Origin of the sequence: Natronomonas moolapensis 8.8.11 (assembly GCF_000591055.1) — an archaeon.
Classification (GTDB): Archaea; Halobacteriota; Halobacteria; order Halobacteriales; family Haloarculaceae; genus Natronomonas; species Natronomonas moolapensis.
The window spans coordinates 2,104,458-2,116,778 of the sequence record NC_020388.1 but is presented as its reverse complement, the minus strand read 5'-3'; the positions used below and the strand labels follow the sequence as shown (position 1 = coordinate 2,116,778).

At 66.9% G+C, this 12,321-nt stretch carries 10 protein-coding genes; 6 read left to right on the top strand and 4 right to left on the bottom strand.

What is annotated here, in order from left to right:
• The first annotated feature begins 234 nt into the window (after window positions 1-234).
• The 3 genes from NMLP_RS10190 to NMLP_RS10180 all read left to right on the top strand — a co-directional run bounded on the left by NMLP_RS10190 (window position 235) and on the right by NMLP_RS10180 (window position 2,754).
• Window positions 235-1,095, top strand: a complete 861-nt coding sequence (locus tag NMLP_RS10190; RefSeq protein WP_015410030.1) for a basic amino acid ABC transporter substrate-binding protein — start codon at window positions 235-237, stop codon at window positions 1,093-1,095.
• A 99-nt stretch (window positions 1,096-1,194) separates the two neighbouring features.
• Window positions 1,195-2,025: an amino acid ABC transporter permease gene (locus NMLP_RS10185; RefSeq protein WP_049926768.1), complete on the top strand. Its 831-nt coding sequence runs from the start codon at window positions 1,195-1,197 to the stop codon at window positions 2,023-2,025.
• On the top strand, window positions 2,026-2,754 hold the full coding sequence (locus NMLP_RS10180) for an amino acid ABC transporter ATP-binding protein (protein ID WP_015410028.1): 729 nt from the start codon (window positions 2,026-2,028) through the stop codon (window positions 2,752-2,754). It abuts the gene before it with no gap.
• A 1-nt stretch (window position 2,755) separates the two neighbouring features.
• On the opposite strand, the gene NMLP_RS10175 is transcribed toward NMLP_RS10180, so the two are convergent.
• Window positions 2,756-4,234, bottom strand: coding sequence for a replication factor C large subunit (locus tag NMLP_RS10175; protein ID WP_015410027.1), 1,479 nt, complete (start codon window positions 4,232-4,234; stop codon window positions 2,756-2,758).
• 218 nt (window positions 4,235-4,452) lie between these two features.
• Between NMLP_RS10175 and NMLP_RS10170 the strand changes: the two genes are divergently transcribed.
• Both NMLP_RS10170 and NMLP_RS10165 read left to right on the top strand, forming a co-directional pair.
• A complete protein-coding gene (locus tag NMLP_RS10170) occupies window positions 4,453-5,937 on the top strand; it encodes an ATP-binding response regulator (RefSeq protein WP_015410026.1) in 1,485 nt (494 codons plus the stop codon).
• Window positions 5,938-6,179: 242 nt separating this feature from the next.
• Complete coding sequence (locus NMLP_RS10165; protein WP_152024133.1) at window positions 6,180-6,620, top strand: hypothetical protein; 441 nt, start codon at window positions 6,180-6,182, stop codon at window positions 6,618-6,620.
• Between the two features lie 42 nt (window positions 6,621-6,662).
• On the opposite strand, the gene NMLP_RS10160 is transcribed toward NMLP_RS10165, so the two are convergent.
• Window positions 6,663-7,256 (bottom strand): GNAT family N-acetyltransferase, encoded by a 594-nt coding sequence (locus NMLP_RS10160; RefSeq protein WP_015410024.1) that lies wholly within the window; start codon window positions 7,254-7,256, stop codon window positions 6,663-6,665.
• A 443-nt stretch (window positions 7,257-7,699) separates the two neighbouring features.
• A complete protein-coding gene (locus tag NMLP_RS10155; protein ID WP_269453356.1) occupies window positions 7,700-8,032 on the bottom strand; it encodes an alpha/beta hydrolase family protein in 333 nt (110 codons plus the stop codon).
• A gap of 119 nt (window positions 8,033-8,151) precedes the next feature.
• On the opposite strand from NMLP_RS10155, the gene NMLP_RS10150 reads away from it, so the two are divergent.
• Complete coding sequence (locus NMLP_RS10150; protein ID WP_015410023.1) at window positions 8,152-9,207, top strand: glycosyltransferase family 4 protein; 1,056 nt, start codon at window positions 8,152-8,154, stop codon at window positions 9,205-9,207.
• A gap of 24 nt (window positions 9,208-9,231) precedes the next feature.
• Here NMLP_RS10150 and folP read toward each other — a convergent pair whose 3' ends face one another.
• Entirely contained in the window at window positions 9,232-11,718 is a 2,487-nt protein-coding gene (gene folP, locus NMLP_RS10145; protein ID WP_015410022.1) for a dihydropteroate synthase, read from the bottom strand.
• Between the last annotated feature and the right edge of the window lie 603 nt (window positions 11,719-12,321).

The following is a 12,321-nucleotide window of genomic DNA, read 5'->3' as shown; positions in this document are numbered from 1 at the left end:
GCTCAAAGACATCGTCAACCTCGCCGGCGTCGCCGTCGTCGACGCACAGTCGGGCGGCGCGTCCCGATCAATCGGGGTCGTTAGCCGGTCCCGTCCAGCTCTGCGCTCCGGCGGTCGGCCCGTATGAACTGCGTGGATAATGGTGAACGATCGGCTCGAAACGCCGCCGGCAACGGCGATATCGACGGATTCGAGGTCGAAACGTTAAAACCACGTTCAGCCGAGACTGGTGGTATGACACGTAAACAGACACCCAACCGACGGCAGTACCTGACCGCGCTCGGGGCTGGCGGTGTGGCCGCGCTGGCCGGTTGTATGGGCGGCAACGGCGACGGCGACGGCGACGGCAACGGTAACGGAGGCAGCGACGGCAACCCCGAGACCGTCGTCATCGGCTCGGACATTCCCTACGAGCCGTTCGAGTACCGAAACGAGGCCGGCGAACTCCTGGGCTTCGACGTCGACATCGCGGAGGCGGTCTTCGCCGACCAACTCGGCCTCGACTACGAGTTCGAACAGACCGGCTTCGACGGCATCATCGCGTCGCTGAACAACGCGAACTTCCGGGTCATCATGAGCGCGATGACGATCAACGAGACGCGGGCCGAACAGGTCGACTTCTCGGACCCGTACTTCACCGCGTACCAGACGGTACTGGTTCTCGAGGGAGGCGACATCGCTGAGCGCGCCGACATCCAAGGTGCGACCGTCGGCGTCCAGCGCGGGACGACCGGCGAGGCGGCCGCCGAAGACCTCCAGTCCGAGTTCGACGGCGACCTCGAGATACAGAGCTACGACCAGATCACCGGTGCCTTCGACGCGCTGCTCAACAACCAGGTCTCGGCGGTGATCAACGACAACACGGTCAGCGCTGACTTCGCCGCCGAAACCGACGGCGTCGTCTTCCTCGAAGGCGACGGGGTCGCCGCGGACCGCGACGACGCTCCCGACTACCTCACGCTGACGATCGAGGAGTACGGCATCGCCTTCCGGCAGGACGACGACGAGTTCCGCGGGGAGGTCAACGACGCCCTGGCTGCGATCCGCGAGGACGGCACATACGAGGAGATCTACGACGAGTACTTCGCCGCCTGATCGCGGCTCCGAACCGTACGACGCGCCCATCCAACACTTCACAACGCATCGACTATGCCAACACAGACTGATTCGGAGTCCGGAACCGGCGGCGTGATGATGCGCGACCGGCTGGTCAAACGGATCGGCGAGGTCGCAGCCGCCGGCTTTCTCGTGGCCATCGGCGGTCTTCTCGTCTGGATCCTCTCGACGCAGGTCAACTACACGCTGCTCGCCTCACCACTGATCGCGGGGCGGTTCGCCGAGGCGTTCGTTTTGGTGGTGCGGATCGTCGTCATCTCGAGTCTGCTCTCGGTGTCGTTCGGCGTGTTGGTCGGCCTCGGTCGGATCTCGACGTCGGCGGTTACCGGCCGGATCGCAAAGGGGTACGTCGAGTTCTTCCGCGGGACACCGCTTTTGTTTCAGCTCTTCGTCATTTTCTTCGGCGTCCCGCGGCTGTGGGAGACCGGACAGTTCCCGATCCAGGACTGGGCGGTTCCGGCGGCGATAATCGGGTTGACACTGAACCACGCCGCTTACGTCGGCGAGGCGATACGCGGCGGGATCAGCGCGGTTCCCGACGGGCAGATGGAGGCTGCCCGCTCGCTCGGTATGTCCCGCGTTATGGCGCTCCGAGAGGTCGTACTCCCACAGGCGTGGCGCAACGCCCTCGCCGCCATCGGCAACGATCAGATCATCCTCGTCAAAGACACATCGCTTCTGACGGTCATCGCCGTCCCGGAGATCATGAGCGTCTTCCGGAACATAAACAGCAACCAACTCGACCCCTGGACGCCGCTGGTGTGGGTCTGCGTATTGTATCTCGCGATCACCATGTCGATGAGCCAACTCGTCAACGGCCTCGAACGGCGCTCCGATTGGGGCTCCGACCACGGGCTGTTGGGCCGCCTCTCGATGGGGCCGAGCGACGCCGACGGGGGTGAGGGCTGAATGGCCGACCCGCTCGTCGAGTTCGACGGGGTGGACAAGTTCTTCGGCAAGACCCACGTTCTCAAGAACGTCGATCTCGCCATCGAGGAGCGCGAGGTCGTCGTCGTGATCGGTCCCTCGGGGTCCGGCAAATCGACGCTGTTGCGGTGTGTGAACCGCCTGGAGGAGATCCGCAGCGGCGACATCAGACTCGACGGTCAGTCGGTGCTCGAGGCGGACGTCAACGAGGTCCGCCAACGCATCGGGATGGTGTTTCAGTCGTTCAACCTCTTTCCGCACAAGAGCGCACTCGGCAACGTCGCGCTCGCCCCGAAAAAGATACGCGGGCTCCCGGAAGACGCCGCCGAGGACCGCGCCCGCGAACTCCTCGATCGTGTCGGCCTCAGCGACCAGACTGGCTCCTACCCCGAAGCGCTCTCGGGAGGCCAACAACAGCGCGTCGCGATCGCCCGCGCGCTCGCGATGGATCCCACGGTGATGCTGTTCGACGAGGTGACGAGCGCGCTCGACCCCGAGTTGGTCGGTGAGGTGCTCGACGTGATCGAGGGGCTTGCGGACGATGGCATGACCATGGTGCTCGTCACCCACGAGATGGGCTTCGCTCGCGAGGTCGGCGATCGGATCGTTCTGATGGCCGACGGCCGAGTCGTCGAGGTGACCGACAGCGAGGCGTTCTTCGAGCGCCCCGAAACCGAGCGCGGCCGGCAGTTCCTCTCGCGGCTTTTGTAGGTCACATGAAATCGGAGAGGCCGGCCTGCCCGTCGTCCTCCTCCTCGACGGCGCCGGCACGAGTGTTGGCGTCGGTATCGGTATCGGTGTCGCCGGGACCACCCCCGTCGGCGTCGCTCTCCGACTCCGCCGCCCCGAACGCAGCGAGCGTCCCGTCGGTATCGTCGTCCCCGTCACCGGCAGCGTCCTCGGCGGCCCCCTCCGGCGCCGCGAACGCGCCGCCCGAGTGCTCGACGGCCTCGGCTTCGGTTCGCTCTTCGGCCGCCTCGACGATCCCCTGAACCTTGTTCGTGGTCTTTCCCGATCCGGTCACGAACGCGACGTGTTCGGCCTCCAGGTCGTAGCGGGCGGCCATCCGGACCGTCAACTCCCGGTTCCGGCAGTGGTGGGTCATCGCCTCGAGATACGGCAGGATCTCGCGTCTGGCGGTCGCCGTCGAGACGTCGGCCGACGCGGCGATCCGTTCGGCGACGTAATCGCGGGTCGCGTCCCGCGCCGAGCGGTACGGGGCACCGCCGTAGCGGGTCCACCCGCCCCGGTCGCTTCGCCTGACGGCGGCGACGCCCGCGGCGACGTTGTCCGTGGCGTAACGCCAGTAGCTGTAGTTCTGTGTCGCCCGCACCCGCCCGAGCCAGACGTCGGCGTCGGCCAGGTGTTCGTAGGCATCGGCTAACTCCCCGCCTTCGTACACCTTCGGGACCTTGTCCTCGATCCACAACAGCAGGTCGTCGGGCGTCTCGTCGGCCGCGTAGGCGGTCTGGAGGGCGTCCTCGGCGGGCTGTTCTTTCAGCACCGCATCGAGAAACGAGAAGATGTCCTCGGTGCGGTCGCGCTCGCCCTCGCTGCCCTCGGCGCGGATCTGGCCGTCCTGCACCCGCGATTGGGTGTCCTTGATCGCTCCCCGGAGATCCCCGCGGTTCGCCTCGGCGATCCGCTCCAGGACGGCCTCGTCGAACTCGATGTCTTCCTGTCGGCAGACATCCCGCAGCACGGGAACGATCGAGCGGGCGGAAATGTCGCGGAATTCGATCTCTTGGCAGGCGCTTCGAAGCCCCGCGGACATCTCGTAGTAGTCGTTGGCGATGAGGACGATCGGCTGGGCGGCTTCTTTGACCAGCCGCGTCATCGCGGCGGCCCCGCCGCGGTCCTTGTGTCGGTGGAGGTTGTCAGCCTCGTCGAGGATGACGAGCTGGCGGTCGCCGCCGAGCGTCGAGTTCGACGCCGCCCGTCCGGCGAAGCGCTCGATCTCGTCGGCCGTCCGGGCGTCGGAGGCGTTCATTTCGAGGATCGGCCACCCCTTGTCGTTGGCCAGCGCGTGGGCGGCCGAGGTCTTCCCGACACCCGGTGAGCCGTGGATGACGACCGCTTCGCCGTGTTCGTTCCAGGTGTCGGCCCACTCCTCGAAGGCGTCGCGGGCCTTGTTGTTGCCGCGGACTGCCGACAGCGTCGTCGGTCGGTACCGCGTCGTCCAATCAGCCATACGCTACGTGCGGTGTATGTCCGTTCGCGCGGAACAGTTCCATACCAACGCTACGGTCACGACGAACTTAGTCGTGTCTACAGGCTGAGCGAACCGAGGCGGCTCACCGGTAGTGCGTACCCAGTTTTCGAGTCGGCCCCGGAGTGTTTTTATATCTGATTTCCGTATTCCCGGCCGGGAATGTGGGGACAGACCACAAGCTGCGCTGGAGGAACCGAATGAACGCGGCAGATAACGCGATTCGCGTCCTCCTCGTGGACGACGAGCCGGAGTTCGTGGAAACGATCGCGACCGTTTTAGAACGCGAGGACAGCCGCTTCGACGTCCGGACGGCGACCGACGCGGAAGCGGGGCTGGAGATCCTCGAGGCCGATCGAATCGACTGTGTCGTCTCCGATTACGGGATGGTCGGGATGGACGGCATCGAGTTCCTCGGCGAGGTCCGGGAGACCCACGAGGAGCTCCCCTTCGTCCTCCTGACCGGCGAGGGCGACGAGATGGTCGCGAGCGAGGCGATCTCGGCCGGCGTGACCGACTACGTCCCGAAGGGGCGGCGCGAGGGGCAGTACTCGCTGCTCGCGTCCCGCCTTGCCAACGCCGTCGAAAAGCGCCGCGCGCGCCGGTCGCTGCAGCGACGAAAGCGGGAACTCGAGCGCCTAAACGATCGGTTTCAGTCGTTCGTCAAACACTCCCCCGACGTCATCACGATCATCGAGCCGGACGGGCGGATACGGTACAACAGCCCGGCGATCGGACCCGTCCTCGGCTACGATCAGGACGAACTCGTCGGGGAGATCGCGTACGAATACGTCCATCCCGAGGACCGTGCTGACGTTCGGTCGAACTTCGAGGCGCTCGTCGAATCCGGAGAAACTAGCAGGGTCCGGTACGAATATCGGTTCCGACACGCCGATGACTCGTGGGTCTGGATCGGCTCGGTCGCCAGCGACCGCGCCGGGGGCGGCGGCGAGGGGTTCTTGATCAACAGCCGCGACATCTCCGATCGAAAGGCGAGAGAGCGCGAACTCGAAGCGAAGACCGAACGGCTCGACGAGTTCGCCAGCATCGTCAGCCACGACCTCCAGACGCCGATCACGGTCGCCGACGCCCAACTCGACCTCGCGATGGACGAGTGCGACAGCGAGCACCTTCCGGCAATCGGCGACGCACTCGAACGCATGGAGGACATCGTCGACGCGACGCTGACGCTGGCCCGCGAGGGGCAGGTCGTCGACGAGACCGAACCGGTCGAGTTGGCCGCCGCCGCCGAGCGGTGGGCCGACCCGCTCGAATCCGACGCGACGCTCCGGATCGAGGCCGACCGCCTCACGGTCGAGGCCGACCGCGAGCGCCTGCGGCGGGTCGTCGAGAACCTCTTTGCGAACGCCGTCGAGCACGGCTCGACGGACGATCGGCCGGCGACCGGCGGCGCCGCGGATCACGGCGGTGGGGACGTGACCGTCGTCGTCGGCGAACTCGACGACGACGATGGGTTCTACATCGCCGACGACGGCCCCGGCATCCCCGGGTACGCCGGCGAGGAGATCTTCGAGCCCGGGCAGTCGCTCTCGCCCGACGGCACGGGGTTCGGGCTCGCGATCGTCGAGGAGATCGTCGCGGCCCACGGCTGGTCGGTCGAGGCGACCGAAAGCGAATTCGGCGGCGCGCGTTTCGAGACCTCGGGCGTCGACATGGCGATGTGATCTCGGCACCCGGGCGGAAAAACGGCTGGTGTCACACGGTGTGGTCGAGGTTCGTGCCCGATCGGCACAAGATTTATATAATCTTTCAACACGAACAGTAACAAAGGCCGAAACAGCCGATACAAATATATAGTGGGTTGATGGGGCGGCGGAAACCGCACAGGATACGACAGTATGGAGTACCGATTCCGGTGTCGGGTGTCCGACGTTACACCCGAGCCGATCGGAACCCGGGCACGGTCATGACAGAAGATCATCCGAAAGACGACCTGACGCGGGAGAGAGACGACGGACCGACGGGGGATGTGGCCACCACGACGGCCAACACAGCCGACGAACGCGGTCGGTCGGACCTACTGGGACACGTTCGTCGGGTCGAAACGATCGCCGACCGGGTCGACTTCGAAACGGTTCGCACGGAACTCCCTGACGGGTGGGAACTCAAGCCCGATCTCGTCCAGTTCGGATCGGCACCGCTCGCGGAGACGGTCGTCTTCGAGGGAAGGCGTGTCGGCCGGAGAATCCTGCTCAAACCGGTCGACGACGCGGAACCGACCGGCGAGATCGAAGTATACGAACGGATCGACCCCCGGCGCTCCCGGCGGGTGTTGGCGACTGTCGACTCGCTGTCGGCGGCGCTGCGCGCGGCGGTCAACCGGGTTCACCAGCTGGATCGCGGATGATCGGGATATTCACCGACTAGGTCGGCGCCAATCCGGAGGCCGTCAGCGCCCCGTGTCGTATTTATACGTCGCCTCGTCGGGGTCGATCCCGAAGTCCTCGGGCGTCTCCTCGGAGCCGGGGCCGTCCTCTGGTTCGGGTTCGGCCGCGCGCTTGAACCGCTCGCGGAGCCGATCCGGCATCCGGAAGCTGTCGGTGTCGATCGCCATCGGGACGGCGTCGGGGTCGAGTCGCTCGCGTTTGGTTTCGAGGCGTTCGACGAGAGCGTCCGGCAACTCGGGTTCGGGGACCGCTTCGAACCCGAACTGGGCGAGGTACTCGTGGGCGCTCGTGAGCGAGTAGACGCGATCGAACCCCTCCGTCTCGGCCCCGTCGACGAGCCGTTCGACGACGTGGGCTCCGACGCCGTTGCCGGTCCAGCCGTCCAACACGCCGATGCTCGTCAACTCGCAGATCCCCTCGCCGTCGCCATCGCCCTTGTGGAGCCGGATCCGACCGAACCCGGCGCGGGCGTTCGATTCCTCGTCGACGCCGATGACGTAATCGCGGGACCGAAACGCCGTCTCGTCCAGGTCCATCGCCTCGATGTGCTCTAACAGCCAGGCCTCATCGCGGTTCTTCGCATCCCGGACGTACATAGATCGATCTACGGGTTGCCGATGCAAAACCGTTCCCCCTTCGCCTGAGGAGGGGGAGACGCCGGTCGTCGCCGAGGAGCGTACACCTCGGGGAGGCGACGCTCTCGTATTTATAGAGATACAAGGAGAATACTGGTGGCTTTAGCCACCAGATGAATCCGAGAAAAGTTTATGTATAGACACAGTACGTATAATTGTGCGTGGGGAACTGGCAGTTGACTCGGTGTTTGCCACGGTTTCTAACCGGAATCAAAAAGTAAACCGACCACGCCGACAGTCGTAAAACAATCAGCTATCTCGAAGCCCTTCAGCGGGTACGAGTAACGGCTTCGTGGCAGAGCCACTGGCTGACTGTCCAGCAAACCTGAGACTCCCAACGTTCAGGATTGACCTGCCCGGTCAACACCGGGTGGGAGGCCCGCGCCTTTAGGCGCGGGAGGATGTCACACGTACACGTCGAGGAACTCGACGACTGCGGCGTAGGTCTCGATTCGGTTTTCGCGCTTCGAGATGCCGTGGCCCTCGTCCCCGAAGACCAGCGTCTCGACGGGGACGCCCGCGGTCTCGGCGGCCTCGGCGACCTGTCTGGCCTCGTCGACCGGGACCCGGGGGTCGTTCTCGCCGTGGAGGACAAAAAGCGGCGCTTCGATCCGACCTATCGAGTTGATCGGCGAGACCGCCTCCGGCATCGTCCACACCTGCGGCGTGCCGGTCGTGTTCATCCGAAACGAGAGCGTCCCGTCGGCCCGAAACGACGCCCCGAAGACGCTACGCACGTTCAGGTATCGCTCGATGTCGTACTCGTACACGTCGGATCAGTCGGGCCGACGGATGATAGCCGTTCGCCCCGCGTCGTTCCGGGCCATTTTTGACAGCGGCCGCCGTCGGCCGTCGTATGCGAATCGCGGTCGTCTTCAGGGATCCACCGCCCCAATCGGAGCGCGCCGGCGCGGCTCGGCTCCGGCGACTCGCCGCGGCGCTGGACGACCGCGGCCACGAGGTCCGGATCTACTGTCTACCCTGGTGGGAGACCTCGGGGCGACGGATCGACATCGACGGCCTCGAACACGAGGGCGTCACCTTCGAGCACCCGGCGCTGTATTACAGCCGACTCCCGGGGCTGCTCGTTCGATACGGGCCGGATCTCGTCGTGGCGTCGGCCGACCCGCCCGGGGCGGTCCTCTCGGCGTGGCTCGGCGCGCGGCTGGCTCGGGTGCCGCTTTTCGTCGACTGGTACGGTGACGAGCCCGACGTGTCCGGTTCGGAGTGGGTCGGGCCGGCGTCGAGCCTGCCGACGCGGGTCGTTACCCCCTCCGAGCACCAGCGGACGCGCGTCCGCGAGTACGGCGCGAGCGAGGCGAACACGACCGTCGTCCCCGGCGGGATCGACTTCCCGACGATCACGGCGACCGACCCCGGCGAGCGCGTCGACGTCGCCTTCGCGGCCCGTCTCGACGACGACTCGAACCTCGAGGACCTCCTCCTCGCGCTCGCAGAGCTCCGTGAGGCGGGCGAGTGGACGGCGACGGTGGTCGGCGACGGTCCCGAGCGGGCCGCCTTCGAGACACAGGCCAGAGACCTCCGGCTCGACGACCGCATCGAGTTCGTCGGCGACTGTCCCCGCGAAGAGCGGATCGCCGTCTACCGGGGCGCCCACACGTTCGTCCAGACGGCCCGGCGACAGACATTCGCCCGGGAACTGCTGTGGGCGCTGGCCTGCGGCTGTGTCGGCGTCGTCGAATTCCAGAGCGACTCGAGCGCCCACGAACTCGTTGAGCGCCGCGATCGCGGGATGAGGGTGACCGACCCCGACGCCCTCGACGGCGCGATCTCGGAGTCGTGGACCTTCGGATTCCGCGACGTCGACACCACCTTCCAGGGGTTCGACCACGCCGCAGTCACCGGCCAGTACGTCGAGCTGTTCCGCGAGGCTGGCGTCGGCGCGCGCTGAGCTTCCATGCGGGCCGCCGTCGCGTCAGTCCCGCTCGAAACGGCCCGGCTCCGCCGCTGCGGCCGCCGTCTTCACTGCGGCGACGTTCTCGGCGACGTCGTGGACCCGGACGATATCCGCACCGCGCTCGGCCGCCAGTGCGCTCGCGGCGACGGTCGCCGCGAGGCGTTCCTCGGGGTCGCCTCGGTCGACCAATCCGAACATCGACTTCCGGGAGTGGCCGACCAACACCGGACAGCCGAGCGACCGGAACTCGCCGAGTCGGCCGAGCAACTCGAAGCTCTCGGCGGCGGATTTGCCGAACCCGAGGCCCGGATCGACGATGATCTGTGAGCGATCCAGCCCGGCCTTCTCGGCGAGGAGGACGCGCTCGGAGAGCGCATCGAGGGTGTCGGAAACCACGTCGTCGTAGTCGATGTCCGTGCTCGGGTCGACCGGCGTCTCGATCGAATGCATGACCACGACCGGAACGTCGTATTCGGCGGCGACGAGCCGCATCTCCGGGTCCTCCAGCCCGGAAACGTCGTTGAGGACGTCGGCACCTGCGTCCAGGGCGGCGCGCGCGACGGGTGCCTTTCTGGTGTCGACCGAGACGGCAGCGTCGGCGTCCGCGAGCGCCTCGACGACCGGGACGACCCGCTCGAGTTCCGTCTCCGTCGGGACGGGGTCGGCATCCGGACGCGTCGACTCGCCGCCGACGTCGACGATGTCCGCCCCGGCGTCGACCAGTCCCTCGGCCCGGTCGATGGCGTCCTCGAGCGCCTCGTAGCGGCCGCCGTCGTAAAAGGAGTCGGGCGTCACGTTCAGGATGCCCATGACGGCGGTGCCGTCCGGCCAGGCGTGATCCGCACCTCCCGACTCGGGGGCGCCCGCATCCCCCGGGCCGCCTTCCGGGACCGGCCGGTGGCCGAGTTCGCGCTCGATCGCGTCGGCAACGGCCGAAAGCCCCGGTGCGCGCGCTTCGAGGTGCCCGAGCAGCCGATCGAACTGCGCGTGCGTCCCCGTCAGGACCGCCTCGACGAGTTCGTGCGGGCGTGCCTCGAGGGCTGACACCGCACACTCGCCGCCGGCCGAACGGAACGCCCGGTCGAGACGCGCCGCCGCTTGCGGACTCGCGCGGACGGTGACGACTTCGTGGACGGCGTCGGCGCCGACGCGTTCGATCTCGTCGTCGGCGACATCGGCCCGACGCAGAGCCGCTGCGGCCGTCGCCACGTCCTCGACCGAACTCGCGACGGCACTCGTGGTCCAGCGCCGCCGGGCCTCGGCGACGACGAACAGCGAACCGCAGGCGACGACGGCGTCCTCGGGATCGGCGGCCTCGAGGGCGGCGTCGAGCGCCGACGCGACGCGGTCGACCGTCTCGACTCGACTCGCCCGCCCGTCGGCTTCGAAAACGGCGGCGACCGAGTCCGCCGTCTCGGCGCGGCCGATGTCGGGCCGACACGCGTAGACAGTCGCCGGTGCCGGTAACGCCGACGCCATCCCTGCGATGTCCTTTTCCGCCATCGCGCCGAAGACGAGATGGAGGTCGTCGAACTCGAACGTCGAGAGCGTTCTCTCGACGCCGGCGCAACTGCCGGGGTTGTGCGCCCCGTCGAGGACGACGAGGGGGTCACGCTCCATGACCTCGAAGCGCCCGGGCCAGTGGGCGTTCCGGAGCCCCCGCTCTATGTCCTCGATTGCGACGTCCCCGACCTGCCGGCAGAGGGCGGCCGCGACGCCGGCGTTCCGACACTGGTGTTCGCCCAAAAGCGGGAGCCGCGTCCCGACGCACCACCCGTCGGCCTCGACGGTGACGTCCTGTTCGACGCCGACTCTGCCAGCCGTCGAGACGGCGATATCGACGTCGTCTCCGGCGGATCCGACGCGGAGCGTTTCGCCGGCGGTCCCGGTGATCGAGCCGAGGGCCACGCCGTCGGCGGCCGTCACGAGAGGGCGATCCGGGGGCGCGATCGCGGCTTTGTCCCTCGCGATCTCCTCGATCGTGTCGCCGAGGAGGTCGGCGTGCTCCAGTGTGACGTTCGTGACGGCCGCCGCCTCGGGCGAGAGCGCGCTCGTCGCGTCGTGCTCGCCACCGATGCCGACCTCGAGGACGGCGACGTCGACACCGGCCCGGGCGAACGCGTGGACGGCGAGCCCCGTGACGGCTTCGAAGAACGTCGGCGGAGCGCCGCCGGGCGTCTGCTCGCGGACGTACGGCCGGATTGCCCGGACGTACTCGCGGACGGCACGTTTCGTGACCGGGCGGCCGTCGATCCGGACCCGCTCGCGGATGTCATCGAGGTGCGGGGAGGTGTAGAGCCCGACGTCGTAGCCCGCCTCGCGGAGGACGGATCCGACCATGCGGGCGGTGCTACCTTTCCCGTTCGAGCCCCCGACCTGGACGACTCGGAACGGCGGGTCTCCGACCTCGAGATGCTCGAGCAACCGCCGAGTCGGCGCTACCCCCGCCCGGGAGGGGTACCGGCGGAGGTCGAACAGGAAGTTCGCCGCCTCGTGATACTCCATACGGAACGCAGTGCGGCGAGCGGTTTACCGTTTTTCGCTTCGGAACGACAGGGGACATTCCTCACAGCCAAAAATATAATATTATTTATATTACAGTCAAAATATACTAATATTTAGAAATATCCGTGGTGGGCGCACGCCCGGACATCCGGTACGATCCCGCCCAGTTTGTAACCGCAAAGAGCCGACCTGCTCAACCGCCGTGGCGGCCCGGTCGGTGCTCAATCCCGACGTGCCGGAGTCGACTCGTATACACCGGTGTCACGCTGACCACGCCGACTACACTCGGGGCACGCCCGTGCACTATCCCCCAAAACGCCCACGGGGAGACGCTGCGCCGGAAAACACGCTCGATGCCGCCCCCGGTAGCGTCGTTCGGGACACCACCGCGCTGTCGGACGCGTTCGGGTACGCTTCGGGAAGATATATAAATACAATATGTATATAAGAATTCGTATACTATCTGGTTCGTCGGCCGGAGCACCGCCGGTCCCGTCGGCCCCGTCGTGCAGGTCCGTGCTGTCGAAGCCGCCTCCCACGCAGTACGCTCAGATACCACGGGCAGTCGACTCCCCACTATCGGACGTTCCCGGCCCGTCTCAG